Annotated in this window: 23 protein-coding genes; 4 read left to right on the forward strand and 19 right to left on the reverse strand. The window is 42.7% G+C overall.

All coding sequences use genetic code 11. The features are described 5' to 3' along the window. The first annotated feature begins 238 nt into the window (after positions 1-238). Positions 239-1,366 carry a class I SAM-dependent methyltransferase gene (locus tag ACE1AQ_RS12065; RefSeq protein ID WP_008198896.1) on the forward strand — a complete coding sequence of 376 codons (1,128 nt, stop codon included), beginning with the start codon at positions 239-241 and terminating at the stop codon, positions 1,364-1,366. A 47-nt stretch (positions 1,367-1,413) separates the two neighbouring features. Here ACE1AQ_RS12065 and bchB read toward each other — a convergent pair whose 3' ends face one another. The 6 genes from bchB to ACE1AQ_RS12095 all read right to left on the reverse strand — a co-directional run bounded on the left by bchB (position 1,414) and on the right by ACE1AQ_RS12095 (position 7,306). Next, positions 1,414-2,940: a ferredoxin:protochlorophyllide reductase (ATP-dependent) subunit B gene (gene bchB / locus ACE1AQ_RS12070; protein ID WP_008198899.1), complete on the reverse strand. Its 1,527-nt coding sequence runs from the start codon at positions 2,938-2,940 to the stop codon at positions 1,414-1,416. Between the two features lie 155 nt (positions 2,941-3,095). Beyond that, positions 3,096-3,692 carry a ParA family protein gene (locus tag ACE1AQ_RS12075; RefSeq protein ID WP_002761980.1) on the reverse strand — a complete coding sequence of 199 codons (597 nt, stop codon included), beginning with the start codon at positions 3,690-3,692 and terminating at the stop codon, positions 3,096-3,098. Positions 3,693-3,841: 149 nt separating this feature from the next. Next, on the reverse strand, positions 3,842-4,429 hold the full coding sequence (locus ACE1AQ_RS12080) for a hypothetical protein (protein WP_008198902.1): 588 nt from the start codon (positions 4,427-4,429) through the stop codon (positions 3,842-3,844). Positions 4,430-4,653: 224 nt separating this feature from the next. Then, entirely contained in the window at positions 4,654-5,127 is a 474-nt protein-coding gene (locus tag ACE1AQ_RS12085) for a tRNA (cytidine(34)-2'-O)-methyltransferase (RefSeq protein WP_008198903.1), read from the reverse strand. Positions 5,128-5,410: 283 nt separating this feature from the next. Further along, entirely contained in the window at positions 5,411-5,746 is a 336-nt protein-coding gene (locus ACE1AQ_RS12090; protein ID WP_106909675.1) for a hypothetical protein, read from the reverse strand. 516 nt (positions 5,747-6,262) lie between these two features. Further along, positions 6,263-7,306 (reverse strand): DNA cytosine methyltransferase, encoded by a 1,044-nt coding sequence (locus ACE1AQ_RS12095; RefSeq protein WP_008198908.1) that lies wholly within the window; start codon positions 7,304-7,306, stop codon positions 6,263-6,265. A 944-nt stretch (positions 7,307-8,250) separates the two neighbouring features. Here ACE1AQ_RS12095 and ACE1AQ_RS12100 point away from each other — a divergent pair. Next, positions 8,251-8,796 carry a hypothetical protein gene (locus ACE1AQ_RS12100; protein ID WP_008198914.1) on the forward strand — a complete coding sequence of 182 codons (546 nt, stop codon included), beginning with the start codon at positions 8,251-8,253 and terminating at the stop codon, positions 8,794-8,796. Here the strand turns inward: ACE1AQ_RS12100 and sds are convergent. Continuing rightward, the gene (gene sds, locus ACE1AQ_RS12105) at positions 8,793-9,764 is read right to left on the reverse strand and encodes a solanesyl diphosphate synthase (protein ID WP_008198915.1); all 972 of its coding nucleotides are present in this window, start codon (positions 9,762-9,764) and stop codon (positions 8,793-8,795) included. The two genes, ACE1AQ_RS12100 and sds, sit on opposite strands and share 4 nt — an antisense overlap. Positions 9,765-10,176: 412 nt before the next feature. Between sds and ACE1AQ_RS12110 the strand changes: the two genes are divergently transcribed. Next, a complete protein-coding gene (locus ACE1AQ_RS12110; RefSeq protein WP_110545070.1) occupies positions 10,177-10,872 on the forward strand; it encodes an HAD family hydrolase in 696 nt (231 codons plus the stop codon). Here ACE1AQ_RS12110 and ACE1AQ_RS12115 read toward each other — a convergent pair. Continuing rightward, positions 10,869-11,489, reverse strand: a complete 621-nt coding sequence (locus tag ACE1AQ_RS12115) for a CPP1-like family protein (protein WP_008198920.1) — start codon at positions 11,487-11,489, stop codon at positions 10,869-10,871. The genes ACE1AQ_RS12110 and ACE1AQ_RS12115 overlap by 4 nt on opposite strands. 86 nt (positions 11,490-11,575) lie before the next feature. Further along, positions 11,576-12,637: a CIA30 family protein gene (locus tag ACE1AQ_RS12120; protein WP_008198923.1), complete on the reverse strand. Its 1,062-nt coding sequence runs from the start codon at positions 12,635-12,637 to the stop codon at positions 11,576-11,578. A 582-nt stretch (positions 12,638-13,219) separates the two neighbouring features. On the opposite strand from ACE1AQ_RS12120, the gene ACE1AQ_RS12125 reads away from it, so the two are divergent. Then, positions 13,220-15,547, forward strand: a complete 2,328-nt coding sequence (locus tag ACE1AQ_RS12125) for a tetratricopeptide repeat protein (RefSeq protein WP_374808490.1) — start codon at positions 13,220-13,222, stop codon at positions 15,545-15,547. A gap of 273 nt (positions 15,548-15,820) precedes the next feature. On the opposite strand, the gene ACE1AQ_RS12130 is transcribed toward ACE1AQ_RS12125, so the two are convergent. The 10 genes from ACE1AQ_RS12130 to ACE1AQ_RS12175 all read right to left on the reverse strand — a co-directional run. Further along, entirely contained in the window at positions 15,821-19,636 is a 3,816-nt protein-coding gene (locus ACE1AQ_RS12130) for a serine protease (protein ID WP_008198928.1), read from the reverse strand. 39 nt (positions 19,637-19,675) lie between these two features. Then, positions 19,676-20,284 carry a COP23 domain-containing protein gene (locus ACE1AQ_RS12135; RefSeq protein ID WP_008198930.1) on the reverse strand — a complete coding sequence of 203 codons (609 nt, stop codon included), beginning with the start codon at positions 20,282-20,284 and terminating at the stop codon, positions 19,676-19,678. Between the two features lie 59 nt (positions 20,285-20,343). Beyond that, complete coding sequence (locus ACE1AQ_RS12140; RefSeq protein ID WP_110545066.1) at positions 20,344-21,444, reverse strand: S1C family serine protease; 1,101 nt, start codon at positions 21,442-21,444, stop codon at positions 20,344-20,346. A gap of 143 nt (positions 21,445-21,587) precedes the next feature. Further along, on the reverse strand, positions 21,588-22,082 hold the full coding sequence (locus tag ACE1AQ_RS12145; RefSeq protein ID WP_008198933.1) for a tetratricopeptide repeat protein: 495 nt from the start codon (positions 22,080-22,082) through the stop codon (positions 21,588-21,590). 275 nt (positions 22,083-22,357) lie between these two features. Further along, entirely contained in the window at positions 22,358-22,696 is a 339-nt protein-coding gene (locus ACE1AQ_RS12150; RefSeq protein WP_110545064.1) for a DUF86 domain-containing protein, read from the reverse strand. Then, on the reverse strand, positions 22,693-22,986 hold the full coding sequence (locus ACE1AQ_RS12155; RefSeq protein WP_002763046.1) for a nucleotidyltransferase family protein: 294 nt from the start codon (positions 22,984-22,986) through the stop codon (positions 22,693-22,695). The genes ACE1AQ_RS12150 and ACE1AQ_RS12155 overlap by 4 nt, the downstream gene beginning before the upstream one ends. 278 nt (positions 22,987-23,264) lie before the next feature. Further along, on the reverse strand, positions 23,265-23,609 hold the full coding sequence (locus ACE1AQ_RS12160; protein WP_002798281.1) for a hypothetical protein: 345 nt from the start codon (positions 23,607-23,609) through the stop codon (positions 23,265-23,267). A gap of 8 nt (positions 23,610-23,617) precedes the next feature. Next, entirely contained in the window at positions 23,618-23,965 is a 348-nt protein-coding gene (locus tag ACE1AQ_RS12165; RefSeq protein ID WP_110545062.1) for a hypothetical protein, read from the reverse strand. Positions 23,966-23,968: 3 nt separating this feature from the next. Continuing rightward, a complete protein-coding gene (locus ACE1AQ_RS12170; RefSeq protein ID WP_008198942.1) occupies positions 23,969-24,130 on the reverse strand; it encodes a hypothetical protein in 162 nt (53 codons plus the stop codon). Positions 24,131-24,279: 149 nt separating this feature from the next. Then, positions 24,280-24,568 (reverse strand): type II toxin-antitoxin system HicB family antitoxin (locus ACE1AQ_RS12175; RefSeq protein WP_374808495.1); only part of this gene is annotated, 289 nt, incomplete at its 5' end.

The following is a 24,568-nucleotide window of genomic DNA, read 5'->3' on the forward strand; positions in this document are numbered from 1 at the left end:
GGGTTCTACCCCCCAAACCCCCCGTTGGGGGCGTGGCGCCGCCCCCAAACCCCCCGCGCATTAGTTTTTCGGTGGGATGCTTACACGCAGCTGCTGATACGTCTGTAATAATTTAAGAGTCACTGATAATTGCCGATTGTCGGTATTTTTGCAAATGTTAGATGCACCCTTCCTAATTCCCACTTCCTAATTCCCACTTCCCATTTCATAATTCCTAATTCATAATTCCCTGATCAAGATGAATTTAGAAGCAATCATCCTAGAGGAAATTAAACAATCAGCGGCGGGTCGAATTAGCTTCGAGCGCTGGATGGATTTAGCTCTCTATCACCCCGATTATGGCTATTACACTTCTGGAAAAGTAGAAATTGGCTCAAAAGGAGATTTTTTTACTTCCTCGTCCCTAGGGGCAGATTTTGGTGAATTGTTGGCAGAGCAATTTGTCGAGATGGCGGAATTTTTGGGCAATTCGCGAGGATTTACTTTAGTGGAAGTGGGAGCAGGTTCGGGAATTTTAGCCAAGGATATCCTTGATTATTTAAGTCATAGCTATGCTGATTTTTATCAAAATCTCAGTTACATAATTATCGAACAATCTCAGAAACTCAGGCAAAGACAACAGGCAACTTTAGCGGGATATTCCCCGGTATCTTGGCAAAGTTGGCCGAATTTAGACGATAATTCCCTTGTGGGTTGTGTGTTTAGTAATGAGTTAATCGATGCTTTTCCTGTCCATCGAGTTGTGATTGAGTCAGGAGAATTGCGAGAAATTTATCTAGGATTGGGGGAACCTTTTCAGGAGATTATCGCAGATTTATCCACCGATAGAATCAAAGATTATTTTGATTTAGTGGGGATAAATATTCCCTCCCCACTTTATCCGGAGGGTTATCAAACCGAGGTAAACTTATTAGCTTTGGACTGGTTAGAAACGGTTAATCGGAAACTCGATCGAGGTTATATCTTAACCATAGATTACGGTTACACTGCCGAAAAATATTATCATCCCCAAAGAAGTCAAGGAACCCTACAATGTTATCGACAACATCAGCGTCATGATCATCCTTATTTGTGGGTGGGAGAACAAGATATTACCACTCATGTGGATTTTACTGCTTTACAACGTCAAGGGGAGAAATTAGGCTTAAAAAATCTCGGTTTTACTCAGCAAGGATTATTTTTAATGGCTTTAGGATTAGGGGATAGATTAAATCAACTTTGCCAAGGAAAAATCGATATATTAACTATATTTCAGCGCCGAGATGCCTTACATCAATTAATAAATCCCACTGGTTTAGGAGGATTTGGAGTGTTAATTCAGGGAAAAGAAGTAGAGGAAAGAATACTTAAGGGATTAAGCAAATAACTAAAAAAATAGGGCTGAATGCTGTTAACTTTCAGCCCCAAAAATAATTAAGCTCCTACAGATTCTTTAGCGGCATACATTACCTCTAAAGTTATTTCACCAATCCCTCGCTCCCGGGCGAATTTTTCGGTATTTCGTTTGACTTTTCCGCGCACAAAACCGGGTATTTTCTGTAATTCTGTCGTAGCTTCCTTATTCCAATTTAGGTCAGAATCTGCCGAAATACCCTTAGTAATTACCTCTTTGGTATCATGACCACCGAATATCTCTAATAGGTGATCTTCCATACCCAAAGTAAAGGAATTATAGACCAAATCGGCGATCTGATTAGTGCCTTCGTAACCCAAGAAAGGTTTATAACCGAGGGGGAAATTTTGGATATGAATAGGTGCGGCAATTACTCCACAGGGAATATCTAAACGTTTGCCAACATGACGTTCCATTTGAGTACCAAATATCGCCGCTGGTTCTAATCGAGCAATAGCATCTCCTATCGCGCCATTATCATCGCTAATTAACACTTCATCGCAATATTCACTCACTTGTTCCCGGAACCAATCCGCGTCATACTTACAATAAGTACCCGCTAAAACCACATGAATTCCCATCTCCCTGGCGAGAATTTTTGTCATAGCGGCTGCGTGGGTATTATCACCAAAAACCACCGCTTTTTTCCCCGTTAAATTCTGACAGTCAATGGAACGAGAAAACCAAGCAGCTTGGGAGATATGCAGAGTTTGTTCATTGATAAAATCTTCGTAATCTACTGCCGCACCTTGGTTATTAATTACCTCTTGAATTTGGCGAATACAGCGGGCTGTTTCCACCACTCCCATGGGGGTAATATCAACGTAGGGCATGGCGAATTCACTTTCGAGATATTTGGCTGTCATTAATCCCACTTCTCGATAGGGAACCAGATTAAACCAAGCGCGGGGCAGATTCTTTAAGTTTTCCACCGAGGCAGCTTCGGGAATAATTTCGTTAACTTCAATGTCCAAATCTGCCATTAACCGCTTTAATTCCGTGCGATCATGTTGGTTATGGAAACCGAGGGTGGTAATACCGATAATATTAACCGAAGGTTTGGGGGTTTTCTCCGAGATAATTTCCCCTCTTCTCTGGGCTTTATCGAGGTAATATTTGATAATTTGATAGAGGGTTTTATCGGCCGCTTGTAGTTCATTATAGCGATAGTGGTTAACATCGGCCAGCAGCACATCCCCCTCGGCATCCTGTCGCGCTCTTTCGACAAAGTTTTGTAAGTCCTCTTGGAGAATGCTGGAGGTACAGGTGGGGGTTAAAACGATTAAATCGGGACTTTCTTCGCGATCTTTGCGAACAATATTATCGACGACTTTTTCTTGGGAACCCCGGGCTAAAACATTACGATCGACAATACTAGCAGTGACGGGGGTAAAATTACGCTCCCTTTCCAGCATCGAGCGCATGACGTTAAAATAATCGTCTCCCAGAGGAGCGTGCATGATAGCATGAACATTTTTAAAGGAACTGGCGATCCTTAAAGTGCCAATATGAGCGGGACCCGCATACATCCAATAGGCCAATTTCATAGAGGGTTCTCCTACAGTCAGACTTTTTTGATTGTCTCAGACTTTACGGATTTAGGAGTGAACGCTTAACGGAAGATTACAAAAAGTCCCCATGCAGATTAAGTATCTTTTCGGGGAAAAATGACACAAATATTAATGTTAACTTTTTTAACAATTTATGTCATGAGGGCAAAAATTTCTTTACCGACCGCTTGGTAACAAAGCCAACCGAAATTCGACCGGGGGTCGGGATAATCTTTGACGATGACTCCCTTTTCGGCCGCTCGTTCAAAAGCCACTAAACGGGGAATTTCTCGCTTAAATAGCGGTAATTTTGCTTCTTCTAGAGCTTTCCGCGCTTCCCGTCCTGTTTTTGTCCGTGAATCCACTTGGGTTAAAAGAACTCGATAATTATCGGTCATCGTGGACAGCAATTCTACCGCTTTAATGGTGACATCGATATCGAGATGATTGGGAGTGGTGGGTAAAATTAATAAATCGCTGCCCTGGGCCAAATCTTTTAACTCGTCTGGCTCTGGTCGGGCCTGGGTATCGACGATAATATGAGTGTATTGTTTCACCAGTCCCGTCGCTCCAGCTTGGGACGCTACCATAAAAGGAAGGGTATCTTCCCGGGACCAGTGGAGAGCCGAACGATTTTTATCCGCATCAATCAATAGGGTGGGCGCTTTTTCTTGAAAATAGGCGGCCAGATGAATCGATGTGGTGGTTTTCCCGACCCCTCCCTTCAGTGCTACGACGGAAATAATCATGAACGGCTCGATCGAATAAGTGAGTATTTTCTAGTGTACTCCCAGACGGACTGAAAACCTGCTAAGTTTCCCTCCGTCAGGGCTATCAGTCAGGATTCTAGATTTTTGAGCGTGGCTCTCTCGATATCATATCGATAACTTTTTCCCCTTTAACGCACACATCTATTATCTTGGCGAATATCCCAACTACCATCAACACGAAATAAAAATAAACAGCGTTTGTCGGGTGTACCAGAAGCAACTAAAGTAATTCTGCCTAACTGTCCCCAAGAACCCCCTAAACCCCCCTTTGTATCGGCCCAACTAGCGCGATAAATTTTGCCTTTATTACCCGCCGGTCCACTAACTCGGCGTAGGGTAGAATTATTAGTATCGATGCTAACGCCGCGAGTGATCGGGATCCAATCGGTGACATTTTCACAGCGGCCTCCTTGTACTTTGGCGACTTTAATCTGTTCGGGTTCACTTGCTGTCATACACAAAGATAGGGGGTGAGAACCTCCTCCTGTGGCTTGATAACGGGTATTTTTCCACTGTTGTGATATTTCAAAGGTGGCGAGATTTAAGCGAATCCAAGCCATTAAACGATGATAAACAGAAAGGGCAATGGTTAAGAGAATTGCTAATAAAATTAGGGTAACTAACATCTCGACTTGAGTTAAGCCAGAGGTGGATTTTTGCCGATTAAAAAGCTGTAACTTGCGAAAAGTATTAGGAGAAAGGTCGAAGATATTCATGAGACTAATCTTGCCTTTTTATTTTCAATAAATTATGGGATTAGAAAGGAGCAAAAATTAATTTGCGCTAGGATAATCCACATAATTTCTTGCTGTTATTACGGACAAAATTGACGGCGATCACTATTTTGCTGCTCCGGGCAAAAATCAGCTAAATAAAAGCAATTTTCTAATTTTTGGGTCAATTCAGTCTATTGGCTCTGTTTATATAGCAAAATGTCCCGCTAACGAATAAATCCCAATTGTCGTCTGGCCTCGAATAATCCGATCGCCACACTAACGGAAAGATTTAAACTTCTCACCCCCGGTTCCGCCATGGGAATATAAACTGTATCATCACATTGATTTAATAAATCTGCCGGAATACCGTCGGTTTCACTGCCAAAAAGTAGCCAATCTCCGCTTTGATAGCTGTATTCCACATAACTACTGCTGCCGCGCACGCTAAACCCGATCGCCCTTCCGCCGCTCTTTTGTTGATATGCACAAAAGTCATCTATTGTCAAGTGGTACATAAGTTTTACATAGGGCCAATAATCTAAGCCGGCCCGCTTCAGATAGCGATCGCTAATTTCAAAACCCAAGGGACCAACTAAATGCAATTCTGTCCTCGTTGCGGCGCAAGTACGGGCAATATTCCCCGTATTTGGCGGAATTTGCGGATTAATTAAAACCACTCGTAAAATCGCTTCAGTCATCAGTTATCAGTTATCAGTTATCAGTTATCAGTTCAGTGTTCACAGCAAAAAACTCCCCACCTCTCAATTCATAATTCATAATTTATAATTTATAATTTCCACCTCTCAATTCATAATTCATAATTTATAATTCCCACCTCTCAATTCATAATTCATAATTTATAATTTATAATTCCCACCTCTCAATTCATAATTCATAATTTATAATTCCCACTTCCCATCTCCCTTGGGTGAGGACTAACTATACTAGATTCTGCCCCACCCTAGTCAAACTTATTTTAATTTAATTGGGATAACTATCCATACTCAACGGAACTAAATCGCCATGGATGGTCAAACCTAACAATATTGTTTCATTAGCGGGGATTAACTTGCCTGTGAGAGCGCAAATCTCATTTTTTCTAGCTGTAGCGTTAAATACTGCCCTTATATCGGTGGCACAAAACTGAGGTCGATAATCTCCTGATTTCTGCTGAACGAAATTCCATAGGACATCGCGAATGAGTGCTTGATAACCTTGATTGCCGGAAATCTCTTTCAGCTTGTCCTTAAGGACTCTTTCCAGACGAATGCTGGTGACTTCCATATCGGTAGTGGTGGTGCGTGTGATTGTCCGCATAATTTTTTCTCCCGAATACTAAACCTATTGGTGTTACAAGTGTAGTATAAGAAAGATACCTTTAACCAGCAAAACTGGCGAAACCATCACCTCTGCTGCTCTTTTATTGTTACCTCTAAGGAAAAACCGCGTCTAGTCAGAATCCTATTTTGGTGCTAGAAAAAACATTGCTTATAGCCTATTTATCAAGAAAATTTTAGGTAGAATGCGTTAGGTAATCTCTCATTGTTAGGAAAAAAATCAAGCTCTTGTTAAGGAACGGATATTTAATGAGTAAGTAGGGAGGCACAATTATTTGTAGGATGGGTTAGGGGTAGCGTAACATGAGCGGGTGTTAGGTTTCATGCTTCAACCCAACCTACGTTCTATTTTTCCCATTTTTGAACTCTCGAAAATTAATTAGGCAACAAATCCACTGTTAATCCAGTTAGAGTCGAGCATAAACAGCGATCATATTGAGCGAATAATAACTATTCTTGATATAGCCAAACCCCTAGAAAAAATTGTTATTGTTCCTCAGATTGACAATAACTCTAATTGTCTCCCCTGTAAATCCTTAACCCTAATATTTTCTTGAGAATCTCTGGATAAATCTAAAGCTTTAATCACCTCTTTTGCCACCGCTTTTACCACGGGAATGGCCACAGAATTGCCGAACTGTTTATAAGCTTGGACATCGCTAACAACAATCTGAAAACTATCGGGAAATCCCTGTAATCTTGCCCATTCTCTAGGGGTCATTCTGCGGACGAATAATTTATTTACCTCTCCCTTAATGCGAGTAACCGGAGTAAAATTAGTCAGTCTTTGATCGATAACTAAATTTCTTTCTTTTCCCATACCTCCCACCACAATAGCATTAGCGATACCATCGGGAGAAATAATCTCATAACCGAACCCATTACCTTTATTTTGGTGTCTGGCCCTGTGTTTAAACAAAGTTTCTAAATACTGATTAGAGAGATAATATTTAACGCTGACTTCCTTTTCTTCTAGGATATCTTTGAGACAAGTTTCTTGATGGGTTGGTTGAGGATAGGAAAAATGGTAAATATTTAAATCTTCTCGAAAACCGACGATAAAAATTCGGGGACGGTTTTGAGGAACCCCAAAATATCTGGCATTTAAAATCTGGGGACTAGGGACAAAATAATGCAGATCCTTTTCTAGTATATCTAAAATAGTTTTTAAAGTTTTCCCTCGATCGTGGTGAACTAAACCCTGGACATTTTCTAAGATAAAAGCTTTCGGTTTCTTTTCGTGTAGGATCCGGGCAACTTCAAAAAATAAGGTTCCGCGTGCATCTTCAAAACCGTGTTTTCTGCCAGCGATACTAAACGCTTGACAGGGAAACCCGCCGCACAGTATATCATGATCGGGGACAGTTTTTACCTCTAATTTTCTGATGTCTTGATTATCGGGTAAATGACCATAGTTAGCTAAGTAAACCTTTTGGGAGTGAGGATCGATTTCCGAAGAAAAAACGCATTGACAACCGAGATTCTCTAGGGCGATTCTAAATCCTCCTATACCGGCAAATAAATCAATAAAAGTCCACATATTTTCTCTATTCTAAGCTTCCGTTTTGATCCCTGAGACGATATTATACCGGCTAAGTACCTAAGCAAAATTAATTACACATCCAAACCGTCAGCAGTTACTCCGTCAGCTTTTTGCTGTGATCAGTAAACAGTGAACTAAAAACTCAAATCTGATCCCGTCTCCTGTCTCCTGTCTCGACTGGGAAATTAATTTTGCACGACTACTTATCTTAGATTTTAGTATAAATTCTCGAATCTTTCTGGCCATCTCCCCCCGCAACACCAGGGAAGTGGTCTTCCCTGTCTGGGTAATTTTTTTCTCCCCAATACTAAACGGATTGGTGTTACAAGTGTAGTATAAGAAAGATACCTTTAACAAGCACAACCTAGAAACGGTTTTAGGGTTACTGAGTTTAGAAGTATTAGGAATAGGTGCAGCCTTAAACTGAAAACTGTAACTCCTAAATTATCATCTGCAAAAGTTCCCTGACTTCGTTGTCAATTTAAAGTCAGGGATTAAGGGTTTGCTTGACCCAAATTCGGAATTGTTTTAATACTAAAGCGACCATTACTGGTAGATTTAAAAGCCTATTTCTCATTAATTTCTCATGATTTCCCTGGAGATATTTTAAGGAAGCAAATAAAGTGGGTATTAAGTATTGAGTTAATTCTTCTACCATTTGAGGAATTGCCAAGGCGGGGGACTGACATTGAGAGCGTAAGTCCGGATTCCTCTCTTTTTTCGGTCGTTGCTTAGAGTGCGTTTTCCCTGACTCACCTCTGACCTCTCCGCTTTATTTTACCATTTTTTACTTTTTTTCTCTTGGATAATCAGCTAATCTTGATAATTGAGCTTCTTGCTTAAGTTGACACCAATGACCGCGTGCGGCCAAAATGTAATAGATAGATATTTGTCCAAAATTGAGATGCACCCGTTTACTGTTTACTGATTAAGGTTATCAAATGAACGAGACAATAACTTTTCGGATATCACCAATAATTAGGGTAACTTTATTAAGTTTATACATAGCGTTAACTATCCCCTTACCCTTTTTAGCAAAAGTCACTAATTCCCCCGTTAATCCCCATCTTCTCTGGGTAGGGATTAGCTTAGGATTAATCGCTTTATACGGAGCTTTAAGTGAAAGAGTGATTTTATCAGAAACAGGGATACAAGTTACCTATCCCCAATGGTTTCCCGCTTTTCTTCGCTCTGGTTGGTGGTTAAATTGGACAGATATAAAAGAACTTAAATGTCGCAGTACGGGACAGGGTGGTTTAGTTTATTATTTCCTTGATCGCTCCTCGGAAAAAGCCTATTTATTGCCGATGCGAGTAGTGGGATTTAATCGCATGGTCAAAATAATCGAGGAAAAAACTAACTTGGATATGACTGATATTCGCCCCCTTTCTCAGCCTTGGATGTATGGAATTCTTTTTACTCTCACCCTATTTTTATTATTAGTCGATGCTTGGACTATTGCGACGGCGAGAACTATTATTCCCTAATAAATTCGGCTCAAAACGTAATCTACTAGCTCGATTAACACATCTTTTGAGGGAGAAGAAGCTAAACAGTCAAGGTGTTTTAAGGCACTTTGACCGTATTGATTGGCTAACTCTTTTGAGCGAGGAATCCCTTGGCTAGAGTGAATAAAATCAAGAGCTTTTTCTAGGTCTCCTTCCTGACTAAATTCCCGTTCGATTAACACTTCTATATAGGGATTTTCCTCCATGGCAAAGAGAGCGGGAGCGGTGATATTACCACTGATCAAATCGGAGCCAGAGGGTTTTCCTAAGACTTCCGTGGGGGAGGTAAAATCAAGAATATCATCGACGATTTGAAAAGCTAATCCTAAATCACGACCATAATTATATAAATGATGATTAACTTCGGCCGATTGCTCGCTTAATACCCCAGCGGCTTTGGCACTGTTGGCAATTAAAGAAGCAGTTTTGTAGTAACTTTTTTCTAGATAAGCTTCTAAGGAGATACTGGTATCAAAGCGATTAATTCCCTGTTGAATTTCCCCTTCAGCAAAATCGCGAATCACTTCCGAGAGCAATTTTACCACTTCTAAATTATCTAAATTAGCTAGATACCAAGAGGATTGAGCGAAAAGAAAATCCCCCGCTAAAACCGCCACGCGATTGTCAAATAAACTGTTAACGGTGGGAACACCGCGCCGCAATTCTGCCTCATCTACCACATCATCATGGACAAGACTGGCAGTGTGGATCATCTCGGTGATTTCCGCTAACCGACGATGACGGGGAGTGATATCCCGGTCTAACATGGTAGCGCGAGATACCAGCAACACGATCGCCGGTCGAACGCGTTTACCGCCAGCCTCGAACAAATGTTCTGCCGCCGCCGCTAAAATGGGATGACGAGCGCCGACGAGGTTTTTTAAGTTATCGGTCAAAAGACGGAGATCATCGTCAACGGGTGCGAATAAAGAAGTTGTTGGGATCATTGGTTAGCCAATTGGCGAGATAGTTACGAAAGTTTACATATCCTTACATTTATTTTAAGCTAACCGTCCAGACTAGGGAAGGGGAAGCATCAGTAATCAGTAATCAGTAATCAGTAATCAGTGAGGGATTGGGGGTTGGGGTTTTAGAGTTTTAGGGTTTTAGGGGTTGGGGTTTTAGGGTTTTAGGGTTTTAGTTGAAATTTCCCCACTTCCCCACTTCCCCACCTCCCCACTTCCCCACTTCCCCACTTCCCCACCTCCCCACTTCCCCACTTCCCCCCACACCCCACACCCCACTTTCCACACCCCACTTCCCTCATCCCTAATCTTTTTCCCGACAAAACCCTTGTCATTGTCAAGACTCTAGGGTAACTTGTATATAAAAATTAATAAAGCGAGAAGTATTAGAACGATGTTGAGACTAATTAGCGACTTTGACGGCCCGATAATGGACGTATCGGAGCGATATTACCAAGTTTATCAAGACTGTTTACAGAAAACCGCCTATAAAGGTCAAATTATCGGGGAATTATCGAAAGCGGAATTCTGGCAGTTAAAACGGGATCAGGTTTCTGAGAAGCGTATCGGGGAAATGTCAGGATTAGATGAAGATCAGGCGCGTAAATTTGCTCATCTTCGTCGTCAAACTGTTCATACTTTACCCTATCTTGTCCACGATCGCCTGGTGGTTGGTTCTTTGGAAACTCTCCAGAAAATCCAAGAGTTAAAGATCGATTTAGTCGTGATGACGATGCGGCGGGTATCCGAGCTAGATCATGCCTTTAATCGCCACGATATCGGTCGTTTTTTCGCCGCTAATCGTCGTTATTGTCTAAATAACAATTACACCAAAACCAACGACGTGCGCGACAAAACCCTGCTTATGGCTAAGGCCGCTAAGGAACTGCCGGCGGCTGCCGATACTTGGATGGTGGGGGATACGGAAGCGGATATTGCCGCCGCTAAGAGCCAAAATATTAAGGTTATTGGCGTATTATCGGGGATTCGCAGCCGTTCCCGTTTAGAGAGCTACGAGCCTGATTATATCGTCAATAACCTTGGGGAGGCAGTGGACGTGATCTTAGGATCCCTACGAGCGATTGGTTAACGGAAAAAACTACTAATCACCCAAAAGATCAGAAAAGTGACGAGCGCATAAATTTGGCGATCGCCAAAAATATTCAAATCAGCCTTGGCCGCTAAACTGGCTAATCCCGCTCCCAGAGCGACTCCTAGCACTAAACCAGCGAGAGTGAACAGTAAGGCGCGGCCAAAACGTTTTTCTTTGCGGTTGAAAAAATAGATATTAACGAAAACGCCAAAAGCTAAGAGCAGCGGTAAGAGGGAGCCACTGGGATCGGGAACTAACAGCGTTATTGCTCCTAAACAAGCGTAAATCACTGCTGGTACGCCGATATCCTGTGCAGAAGGTGTATCGATTGAGCTTTTCCACCAGTTAGGAGATTTACTGCTAGTAACTGGTTTACTTTCCACCGGAATCGTCAGACGTTCGGGAAAACGAATGCGATCGGGTACTTTAATTCTACCCTCCTGTCGCATCCGCAGTCGATCCATGAGGACAGAATCGTAGGCCGCCTCGATCAATTCGACAATTTTGCTATCATTCTGATACTGTTGCACCAGTCTTTGTTTGGCCTCTTGAATTTCTTCAAAAGAGGATTCTTCAGTAACCCCAAGTTGTTCGTAGGGATTCTGTTCACTCATGAACATACCTCCTTAATTATGCTCCCGATAGTCATGATCTTAACCCTATGTTCTGTAGTTTAACTTGAGAGCCAAGCTTATTTAAATTAATTAAGTTTAGCGAAAATCTGAGCAGAATCGATCGCTTCGTAGGGATAACCACTGGCATCTAAAAGGCTTTTTTCGGCGATTTCTCCTTCTTTAACGATAATTAAGCGGTTTTTGCCACCGTAGGCTTTAATTGTGACAATTTCTAAAGCAAATAACCCCGGAGAGAAACGGGGATTTAAGGCCCCATCGTACTCGAATTTACTCTGCATTAACTGCAAAGCATAGACGCTACTGCTATCAAAGGGTGCTGCCTCTCTCATCGTTTTGGCGCGCACCACCGGGATTAAATCGCGAAAGGGAATAGAAATCGTTTGCTGGGTGCGATCAAGTGTATCAAAAGAATAACAGTAACCGATGCCATCCCAACGTCCTTCACAGCGCAGAATTAATTTATAGCGTTTTCCGTCCCCTTGTACCTGTAATTCTATTCCCTCGTAGTTAGATAAATTTAGGGGAGGATTCAGGTTTCTGGTACGAACTGAGGCAAAACCACCGTTATTTTCGGTTCTAACGATACCAGAAAAGAGAGCGCGTCCTCCAGTTAGGGTTATCTGACTCTCGCTCACTCCTCCCATTACCACATCATCCACCGCACCCCAGATTTCTTTTATATCACTGCTGGGATTGCTAAAGTCAAAGAGGGTTTTTTCGGCGGTTATTCCGGTATTTTTCAGTAAATCGAGTAAATTAGCTAAACTATGGCGGTTATTCTCCCCTTGACAGTAGATAATCTCATCAATCCCCGTGAATAATTGCGGGGTTTGCAGAGCGAATAAATCGACATTTTCGCCGAATAATTGACGAGCATCATCAATATTATCGACTAAAGCGCGAATTTGATAGTTTTGCTGCTGTAGTTGAGCGATTACCTTTCTAACGATCGCATTTTCACCACCAATGACTAAAATAGTCTTCATGCCTTGCTCATTTGTTAGCTGAATTTTTTTATCTTCCCCGAAACCGAGCAGCTTTTGCAGACAACTCCAGAGGGGAATACTATCAAAATAGTCGAGAGTTTGCCAAAATCTCTGAAAATCCCAGTTTTTTGATTCAGCCATAACTTTTCTCTCCTTACTGCCGTTAATTTTTATTTTATCGAGTTAGTTTGGCTGTTTGAGACCAAAGAGTCTCAAAACTAACCAGATCAAAGGGGGTTTTAATGGTAATTACTGACAATTGCCGAAAATATAGCAGTTATCTTAGTCGCTGGTCTTCGATCGTCAACATCAAGTTAGATTATACTTCATATTTGTGAGAAACGCCATATATTTACTGTCAATTTTTTTATGATCATGCCACAAAAATCTGGCTCTTCTAGAGCGATGATATATTGATATAAAATAATCGCATCAAGCTTTGCCAAGTAAAATTTATCAGAATTTAAAAAGCAATTTTAATAAAAAATATTTTTACTTTGTACAATTCTATACTATCTAAGTTTTTAAGCTCATTAAAACTAATAATTTGCCATAACCAGTCTAGGATAGCCAACGGCAGGAAGTCGCAAAAGTTGTGGAGTCAATTAACAATCAGCCCCGAAAGTGTCTTGACTATCTAACCCCCTTTGAGGTATTTTATTAAATATGATCGGATAGTGATGCAATTCAGATTTGAGTTTACTACAAATTTTTTTAATCATCATGCCACAACAATCCTTAATCCCTAAAACCCCAACAGATCAAGCCATGGCCACTCCTCTAGCACAAAATAGTTTAAATGTCAAGCTTTTGAAAAAAATATTTTTATTGTCTCCCCTGTTGTTTTGGGAATTATTTGGTTTAGAAGTTAGCTCGGTTAAAGCAGTAGAAAACCTGCAATGTCCTGTCATTTCTAGGGAAGAAGTTGATACTAATGCTCTGAAAAGAGAAATTGCTAATTATTCGGCCACTCTGCGAGTCTATCCTAGTGATCCTAGTACGATTAGACTTTATCTTCAACGGGGAATGGCGCGAGAAAAAATCAACGATCAAAAAGGTGCGATCGATGATTTCAGTCAATACATTTGGTATAGTAATTATAATGCTCCCGGATTCAAAGATCGAGAGTTACTAGCCCAAGCCTATTATCAAAGAGGTGTGTTAAATTTAGCCATGGCCAAGGAGCAGCGTCAGCTAAAATTATTAGAAGCTGCTCGATCAGATTTTCAGCAAGCCTTTAAATATAATCCCAATAAAAGCGAAGTTTACTTTAACCTAGCAGTTATTGCCTCTTTGCTCGGTCATCAATCCTTGGCTTTAGATTATTACCAGCGTTTCATCGGTTATGAAACTGAAAATTATCGCGGCTATTATCATCGAGGAAACCTTTACTCTCACTTAGGCAATTATGCGGCGGCCATCAAAGATTATGACCTGGCTATTTCATACCAACCCGATCTAATTGAAGGCTATTATAATCGGGCCATAGCATTAGAAAAGATAGGCGGCAAAAGAGAAGCTTTTAAGGATTACAAAATCGTCTTAAAATGCTCACCTAACTTATTTTTAGCCAAGAATGCTCCTAGCAGTTATCAAAACCGTGCTAGAGTACAAATTGAAATCGCTGACGAGGAAGTAGAATTAGCCAACTTATCTTCTAATTCCCCCCAAGGGTATCAAACAGCGATCGAGTATTATAATGGAGCCATCAAAGATTTAGCACTTGTCATTCGTATTAATCCCAACTACGATAAACTTCCCCATGCTAGAGCATTTCTTAAACGGGGTTATGCTCACCTAAGACTCAACAATAATCAAGGGGCAATTCAAGATTATAACCAAGCAATTTATCTGCAACCCCAAGACGCAAAAGCTTATGTATATCGGGGGTTAATGCGGGCCAATAAATATCAAGAATACGCAGGAGCTTTAGAGGATTTTACTGCGGCAGTGGCACGAAATCGTCATGATGCAGCCGCTCACTATCATCGGGGATTAGTGCTGTATAAATTGGGGCGTTATCAGGAGGCAGTAGATAATTATAATATTGCCTTAGCCCAAGATGATCGTATCAATACACCTAGTTTTACTTCTCGCTCTGTCTGTAGCGAAAATATCCGAGAATCTGCCGACAAAAATTATTTTTATGACTCCAGAGAAACGGATTTTCGTCCTAATTATAACGTCTCTTGTCATGCTCAAGCGCGGGGAGATGCTTATTTTGCTCTGAAAAATTTTGCTGCGGCCGAAAGAGATTATACTACTTATATAGTTGCCTATCCTAACGATCCAGAAGGGTATCATAAACGGGCCAATGCGCGTTTTGAAAAAGGGGACAAACAGGGAGCGATCGAGGATTATAATGTATTCCTACAAAAAGTCCGTGATGCGAGAATTTTCTATAGTCGTGGTAATAGTAGCGCTGACGTGGGAGATGACCAAGGAGCGATTGCAGATTACCTGCAATCTTTGAGCATTAATCCTATCGATGTGACAGCGTATAGTAATCGGGGAAATGCACGCACGGATACCGCTACTATTCCCGATAATGTACAAGTAACACCGAGAATATCGGCCAATCCGATCGCCTATAATAATCGTGGTATTATTCGACGACAAACTGGGGATAAGGAAGGTGCTTTAGAGGATTTAGATAAGGCAATTAGCTTGAATTCCAATAATCCGATCGCCTATAATAACCGGGGAGTGATTCGCTTTGATTTGGGAGATAATGCCGGAGCTTTGGAGGATTTAAATATGGCTATTGCTCTCCAGTCTAACTATGCTGAAGCTTACTATAATCGAGGTTTAGTTAAGGAAAAAATGGGCGATAAAAGGGCAGCGATCACCGATTATCAATTAGCAATTACTCATCAGCCAAATTATGGCGAAGCTTATTATAATTTGGCGCTTGCCACCTACGATGATAAAAATCCTAGTAGTCGAGTAGTGAGCCTTAACTATTTGCAAAAAGCCGCTAATGCCTTGATAAAAACCGGTAATTTAGAACTCTATGAACGGGCGGTAGAATGGATGTTAAAAATGCAGTAATTTATCGAAAAAATAAGCTAATTTTTGACAAAGACTTCAAGACTTGGCTATTTCAAGCCTTCAAAGAGCGGGGGAGTCTCTTATTGCCGATCAATTAGCCGCTAATCATCATACAAGGTTGGGTTTCCTTACGTCAACCCAACCATAGACCCAAGGAAACCCAACAAAAAGATTCAGACGGATTTAGGTGTTGGGTGTTGGGTTTCGCTTTTCCTTAAGAATTGAGAGGTTTTCTTTAACATATTTATTCGCTCAACCCAAGCTAGAAAACTACTACAGTTGCGAGAACAGTTTTCGAGCATCGGCGATGATTTTATCACCCCAGAGATTTTTTTGCAGGGTTTCAACCTGAGCAAATTCAGGGTCGATTTTAAGCGCACTTTTCGCGAGTTTGATCGCTTTCCCCGTATCGCCTTGACGGTAGAGAGTAACAGCGAGAGCCAGTTGATTTTCGGCAGATTGGGGGTTAATTTCGAGACTTTTTTGAAATTGGCTACTAGCCAAGTTTAGATCGCCTTGTTCGTAATGAATTAAGCCAATATTGGTAATCGCAATTAGATTTTTTTCGTCCAGTTCAAGAAGTTTTTGATAGTCTTGTAATGCCTCGCTATAGCGTTTCTCTCTTTTGTAAATGTCTCCCCGGAAACTATAAGAGTCCTTGCGATTGGGATCGAGAGCGATCGCCCGATTAAAATCCGCTAGAGCTAAATCCCATTTTTGAGTTTGATAGTAAAGGATTCCTCGCGTAGAGTAAAATGAAGCATTGTCCGGCTTAAGCTCGATCGCCTTATTAAAATCCGCTAGAGCTAAATCCCATTCTTGCCATTCTAGGTACTTGGATCCGCGGACGAAGTAGGCACCGGGAAATTGCTTGATCTCGATAACTTTCGTGATATCTGCAATCGCTAAATCCCATTTCTTTTGTTGCTCATAAATAATATAACGTTGTAAATAAGCCGACCAGTATTTCGGATCGAGTTCGATCGCCCGACTGTAATCAGCTAAGGCGATATCCGATTTTTGCTGTTGTCGGTAAATTTCCCCACGGTTGTAATACAGTTCTGCATCGTTACTATTAAGCTTGATCGCCTTGTTATAATCGGCGAGGGCGAGATCGAATTGATTTTGATCGCGATAAATATCTCCCCGATAGCGATAGGCTAACTCGAAATAAGGATTAATTCGGATCGCTTGGCTTAAATCGGTGAGGGCCAGATCCCATTCTTTTCGATCCCAGTATAGAATTGCTCTAGCTCCGTAAGCGAATTCGGGGTATGGCGAGAGTTCGATCGCCTTGTTAAAATCAGCGAGGGCGAGCTCCCACTTTTGTTGTTGAAAATAAACATTTCCTCGATTGACATAACTACTAAAATAACCGAGTTCGATCGCCTTGTTAAAATCGGCGAGAGCGAGATCCCACTTTTTCTGGTTAATGTAAAGATTTCCCCGCAACTGGTAACCGTTGCCGGAATTCGGATCGAGTTCGAGCGCTTTATTAAAATCCGCTAGGGCTAGGTCCCATTCTTGCCGCTCCGTATAGAATCGCCCGCGAGTCTCGTAACCCAGGCCGGAATTCGGATCGAGTTCGATTCCTTTCTGATAATCCGCCAGAGCTAAATCCCATTTTTGCCATTTTTCGTAAGCGAAACCGCGCATTGAATAGGCGACAACGGAATAAGGATTAATTTCGATCTCTTTTGTGAGATCGGCGATCGCTAACTCCTCTTCACTTTGAAAAATATAAAAAATACCTCTCATTCCATAAGATTTAGGATCATTAGGATCGATGGTAATTGCTTTGTTAAAATCCGCTAGAGCTAAATCCCATTGTTTTCGATCCGTGTAAAAACTTCCCCGGCTTATGTAGGCTGCCGCGAAATTAGCATCGATCTCGATGGCTCGGTTATAATCAGCCAGGGCTAAATCCCATTCTTTCCGCTCTTCGTACACATCGGCGCGAGCTATATAAGCCCTAGAGTTATTCGGATTCAACGTCAGAGCTTGATTATAATCGGCTAAAGCGAGATCCCATTTTTTTATGTCCTTGTATGTATTCCCGCGATTGCTATACCAACTGGAGCGAGGAGCGATTTCTATGGCGCGGTTAATCGCTGCTAAGGCTCGATCGTACCGTTTTACGTTTTGTAGTGCCGACGATAGACTATTGTAATAGTTGGGATTCTGGGGAGAGATTTTGATCGCTTGTTCAAAACTATCGATCGCTTTTTCGGATTGATTCATCTGCTCATAAAATACACCCTGATAATTTAAAATTTCCCCATGAAATTCCGAACCTTTCTCGCGAGCGGGTAGAGTAGCGAGGACTTGATCGAGGGCTTCGAGTGCTTCTCGAGCTTTGTATTTGCGCCCGTAAACCCTTGCCTTACCGTACCAAGCTAAATAGGTATATTCGGGATTGTTTAATTGTATCGCCCGATCGAAGGCTTGCAGGGCCCGCTCGTCTTTTTTCAAGCGCCAGAGTTGATTTCCCCGCTCGATCCAGATGTCTGCGGAGGCGTTGGTTTCCGGTACTTCTACACTGACAAGAGTGCGATCAATCTCCTGCTGTTGTTGTGCTGTTAACTGGGGTTGAGCGGTAACGAAAGAAGATAATTTAACTCGAAATCTTTCCTGTAAACCGATAAAACTATTAATGGGAATCCCTAAGCTAAAACCTAGCTGAATTTTACCCTTAACCCCCTCGGAGCGCCCGTGAATACCGATCACCTGTCCTGCAGCGTTTAAGACTGGACCGCCGCTCATACCGCCGAAGGTAATACTGGTATAGACCATATCGTAACCGCCGCTCAGGGAACTAACCCTGATCGATGCCCCACTTTGGGTAATCGTAAAATCACTCTGTCGCGTGGCGAGAAGTCCTTCCTCCTGACTTTTCACCGCACCGCCGCTAAAGAGCCATCCCGCTCGTTTATCGCCGATTTTGGGAAATCCCGCTACAAAAACGGGACTCTCCCGATTGGGGCTATAGTTGGCGATTTCTGCGACCGGATAATTCTCGTTACTCTCGAAGGTAAAAATGGCCAGATCGACCCCTTCCTGTCGAATAATGGTTTTTCGGTCGAGGGGAAGGGTTTTGCCGTCGCTGGTGGTGAGGGTATAGGTGTAATCGGCACAGGTTTTCTCCTCGGAGATTTTCTCACAGAGGACATGATCCGCAGTCAGGACAGTGTAGGTTTTTCCTTCGCGGGCGATAATTACGCCACTTCCATTGGCTTTACTGCTACTATCGATCCGGACGGTGAAACCCTTCGCTTTTGTTTCTAATTGGGCGATATAGCCAGTATAGGTGGGGTTTTCGATGCCCGGTGAGCTTTTCGGTAAGGGTAATTGGTACGCGGTGAGGATTTCGGGCCGGATGTAGGTTAATAGGGTATTGATGGAAATGCCCCAGTTAACCGCTCTCATCTGTTGGATTTCCGCGTCTGTGGGTTTTGTACCGTCCTCGTAGATGTAGTTAGAGAGAATCGGATGGGCCGATCGCCCGTTAATGCCGATTAACTCATCCTCGAAAAAGATACCACCGCCACTCATTCCCTGCACGATATCGCCACTATAACCGACGCTGTAGCCCTCCCGGAGGGGTCGATCGCTTGTTTGTTCAATTTTCCCGTTATCGGTGGTGTACTGCCCCGTTTCTGCGGAATAACCGGTTACAGTGATATCTAGTTCCGCATCCGGGGAAATGGCGCGAATTTTAGCGATCGGATAATCCCTGGTATCGCTAAACTCCACGAGGGCCAGATCCTTATCTTTTAAAAGGGAATTCGGCGCGATCGAGGCTGTGCGGGTTTGGCCGTCGTGGGTTTGGATCTGTAGGGTGGTCGCGCCGCGGGTAACGTGAGCGTTGGTCAAAACGAGGTATATACTGCCTTTTTTCCCGATAATGATTCCCGATCCCCGATTTGTCTCGCTAGTAATCTTAACGGTGACTTGACGGATCGATCGCTCGATCTGCGCGTTTGGGCTGTCTTCCGCCACGATCGCCGGAGCAGAGAAAGGGGATAGCGCTTTAACCGGTACGACGGGCAGAAGTAGGAGGCTTAGGAGTAGGGGAAAGGGTTTCAACATGGTTATTATGGGGAAATTCGGGGTAAAACAGCGAAAATTCTAGCGGGTGGGAACGCAATTATTTTGCGGGCCAGCAGATCTCGTACCACAGGGTGCGTCGCGATCGGCGAGTGGAGCTTTGGCGAAAAACTCCCTAATCGAGATATAGGTTTTATCTCCGGAATTCTGGAGGAGCATATCCGAGGTTTTCCCCTCTAGGATGTCCATGAGTTGTTGCAAGACTAAATCTGGATTGTCGTGGGGTTTAAGGGTAAAAAGTTGGCTATTACCATCGCAGGGATCGCCGGATCGTGAAACGCTGCAGATGATCGGGTATCCCTTCGCCCGGCCGGTGGTGAGATAGTTAAAACGCCCTTGATTATAGGCTTCCTGGAATTTTTTCGTGACTTCCTCGCAACGAACCGGGGAACGTTTGGAGAAATATTCCGATTTCCAGCCGATAATCCGCACATTGCCGCTCCTTTGGGGAATCCAAGCGAGGGTAGCGGGTATTTTTCCTCCCGATGCGCGATCGAACACCTCTTTACAGAAGAAGGTGACGCCATTCGGGGTGGTCGATTGGCTGAAACCGGGGGCGATACCACCGAGGAGGACAGTGGCGAGGAGGCCGACGCAAGCGAGACGGTGGGAAATATATCTAGAGTTCATAGGGATAGTTCCTCAGAAAATAGGGATTAGAATCGTGATTAGGGTCAAAATGGGATTATTTAAGGGTTAGCGGCGGCGTTGAGGGTGTAGCGACCCGATTCACCCCCTTCGCGAGAGGTAGCCACTAGGATATAAACTCCATCGGCGGGTAATTCGGTTACAAGTCGAGCGTTAAAATCCCCGGGGGCGCGATCGACACGCTGGTCACTACGGGCGACCTGTGGGTATTTTGTCCCCTCGGAAGATTGGAGAACGCGATAGAGGACAAGATAGGGAGCGATCTCGTTGCTGTTCATATCCAGAACGATTTTCTGTCCGGCACGACCCTCGAACCCGTAATATTGCTCGTTTTGGTCTTTGGTCAAGTTGCCTTGAACGGTCTGACCGTTAAGAGGGAGGGCGAGTAACTGTATCCGATCGTCCTGTCCTAATGTTGAGACGGTGGAGACATCGCCTGTTTTAACTGCGGTGAGGAAAGCTTGCAGGCGATCGAGGGAAACGGCGAAATTAATGCCGCTCTGGGTAAGGCCGATCGGGTTTCCCGCACCGTCGTAAACGTAACTCCCGATATCGCCTGCGACGTTAACCCCCACCACTTCCCCCCGTGAATTCAAAAGCGGCCCGCCGGAATTGCCTTTGTTGATATTAGCGTTGTGTTGTACGATGCCTTTTTCGGGGTCGAGACGGCTGATAATGCCCTGGGTGAGGGTGTTTTGATAGTCCTCGTTTAAGGGTGTGCCGATGGCGAAAACGCTTTCGCCGACTTTGGCGGAGTTCGCACGGGCGAGGGGAAGATAGGGCAGGTTTTGGCGGTTATAAATCCGCAGGACGGCTAAATCCACGCCATTTTTAGCGAAGCCGATCACGTCTGCCGAGGCCTGCTGTCCGTTGGAAAATTTCACCGTCACCACCCGCGGTCCGTCCGCAACAACGTGGGCGTTGGTAATGATGATACCGTCGGGACTGACGAGAAAGCCGCTACCGTGGCCGCTGCCATTTTTGACGGTGACGACGGCGGGGCTGGCTTTCTGATAGACTCTAGAAGCGGTCTGCTCCTGCGCGAGGATGGGTGGAACGTTTTCCATCAGGAAGTTTCCTGGTTGAACGAGTAGGCCAGTGGTGGCCAGTAGCACCGATAGGGTGAAAGTAATTGGTTTCATCGGGTTGGCTCCTCTTTAGTCGAGGGATACTTGCAAGGATGTTATCGTTGGTTTTTTTCCAATTATGCGATTAAGTTTTAAGTCTTCAGGTTGCTTTTTTCACAAAAGTTTAGAGGGGGAGAGCGATCGCTCTCCCTTGCAACTTACGCACCTATCTGCCGTAGTGCTTCTATGGCGCTGTTGTACATTTCTGTGTTTCCCTGCTGGCGAAATAATTCGGCGGCCGTTGTTAGATCGGCGATCGCATTTTGTCTCTGGTTAAATGCGAGATGGACGTATCCGCGGAAATGGTAAGCGTAGGCAGCGCGGGGGTTTAGTCGGATCGCGGTGTTCAGGTCTTGAAACGCCGGCCGCCATTGTTCGCGAATCGTGTAAATCATGCCCCGACCGAGGTAAGCTTCGGTATAGTCTGGATCGAGTTCGATCGCTCTGGTGAATTGAGCGACGGCGAGATCATATTTTTCCTGTTGGATGTAGTTAATTCCCCGGTTAAAGTGGGCGATCGCTTCTTTGTAGTTCGTTTGAGCGATCAGGGTTTCGGCTGGTTGTCGGCTCTCTAGGGCGATGACGGGGCGAACAGTGGCGAGGGTGGAGAGGCCGATTAGACTGACGGTGGTGAGAAGGGCAAAGGATTTCATGGGTAGTTCCTCGGTGAGGGTGATTTGAGCTTCTACCTAATTCATCGGTTGCTTTTTTGGAAATATGCAGGATAGGGCGATCAATTTTTTTGGCGTTGTCAGATCAGAATAGGAAAGATGCCATGCAATCCTTGCTATCAAAGTAAGGAAACCCAACAATAGACCCAAGGAAACCCAAAAAAAAGATTCAGACAGATTTAGATTTTGGGTGTTGGGTTGCGCTTTTCCTGAGAATTAAGAGGTTTTCTTTAACATATTTATTCGCTCAACCCAACCTAAGAAACTGATTCTAGATGCCTTAAAATCTGTTCTTTCAAATCATCCAAATAATTTTCTACCACCTCCCAAACTGTATTAAGGTCAATTCCCCCTAAATAATCATGTACTAAAATATTCCTAAAACCAGAAATATTACGCCAGTCAACATTGGGAATATTTGCCTTTAATTCCTCCGAAAGCCTTTGAGTTGATTCTGCCAAAGTTTGTAAGCGTCTAATGATAGCATCGCTGATCATTGAATTAGCAAAAAACTCCTGTTTTCCTCCTTGAGAATAGTCCTTAATTTTATCAATACAGTCTAAAATATATTCAAGATAAACTTTATCTTCATTCATAACTTAATTGCCTCCTTTAAGATTCGCTGTTTAATTAGATGATGAAGGCTTTTTTCAGTTACTACATCCACTTTACACCCTAAGAGAGCCTCTAAATCAACTAATAATCCACCGGGAAACCAAGGGGACGTTTTAGCTAAATCATAATCAATTAAAAAATCAATATCACTATTTTCGGTTTCCTCTCCTCTAGCAACGGAACCAAATACACGCACATTAAAAGCACCATGTTTGGTGGCAATTTTTAGGATATCCTCTCGTTTGTCTTGTATGAGTTGTTTTAAGGTCATAAAATAACATCCCTCCCGAAGGTTTTTAATGAACAATTAACAGACTAGACTAGAAAAAACTAAATACTGATAACTCACCCCCCCACTTATTGCCCTAATTGCTGCAAAAATTGCATCACCTTTTCATCAGTTGCCATATTATTCTGTTGGTGGAATAATATAGCTGCTTGTTATAGATCAATTTTTGCTTTTTCGGTTTGTTTTAATTTGGCATATAAAAGACAACGACTACTGACTTTATGAACGGTGGCTAAATAAGTAATCATTGATTTCTCATTTCAGGTTCGCATTAGATTATATTCTTCGCGGATTGATGAAGTTAGAGATTCCAATAAGATTAATTTTTCCTCAATTGACAGGTTTTTTCCTTGTTTAATTAATGTTTGTAAAGGCATTTTTTTTAAATCAAATTCAGGCACAAGTAGAGCCAATTCTTGTGTTTGTTGATTTTGTAAGTCAGTAATTAATTCTTGTAAAAATAAAGAATCATTACTTAAGTCCGAAATTTCATCTTCATAGTTTTCGAGAGCTTCTATTTGTTGAATACGGTCACTATAATTTTTGAGAAGGGATTCGAGAGCTTCGATAATAAATTGGATGTCTTTAAATGATAGAGTTTTCATAGTTTACCTCAACTTACACGATAAAAAAATTCACCAATTACCCTTAAGGCTTGTTGATAGGTTTCTATTGACATAGGAAATAAGGGTTTCCATAACCAGTGATTACCTCGATCATTAATTAATTCTAGCTCACTGGGAATAGAAATTCCCCGATCTAGTTTCCACCAGTTGTTTCCTATTCCCTGAACGGAAAAGGTCGAAATTCCCCCCGGTGTTTGTCCATCAACAAGGGTTTCTTTTACCCATATTTGCCCATTATTTTCATAGATAGCAATATCTTTGTTAGGACGAACATGATCCATTCTGGGAGATGTAGCATTACCTCTACGGTATAAATCAATGGGTGTTTTTATCATTTGTCACCTCCCTAATTTGCGTAAAAGTTGCATCACCTTTTCATCAGTTGCCATATTATCCTGTTGGCGGAATATTATAGCTGCTTGTTGTAGGTCAATTTTTCCTTTTTTAGTTTGTTTTAATTTGGCATATAAAAGACCACGACTATGGATTATAGTAATCATAGCAATTATCGTCGATTGGGTTGACCCAAGGAAACCCAACAAAAAGATTCAGACAGATTTAGGTGTTGGTTGTTGGGTTTCGCTTTTCCTGAGAATTGAGAGGTTTTCTTCAACATATTTATTCGCTCAAACCAAGCTAGGGACTGCACCTAGTTTTTTACACACAATTCCTGATGGTTTAAAATAGCTTCTGATACCTCAATGAGTAGAAAAGCGATCGCATCTTGATGATCCGCGTCGGTTAAAATGGTTTCGAGGGTGCTAGGGGTGGGAATTTCGTCCCCATCTGCCAACATAAAGGAAATATGACCTTTTAAGGCTTCAGTTGCCATTTTTTTCGCTTCTTCGATGGTTTCTCCTGCACTAATACAACCCGGAAAGTCATAAAATTGTACCCCATAATCACTATGGTTATCTTTATGAACGGTGGCTAAATAA

The sequence above is a fragment of the Microcystis sp. BLCC-F209 genome, from assembly GCF_041928595.1.
Taxonomy (GTDB): domain Bacteria; phylum Cyanobacteriota; class Cyanobacteriia; order Cyanobacteriales; family Microcystaceae; genus Microcystis.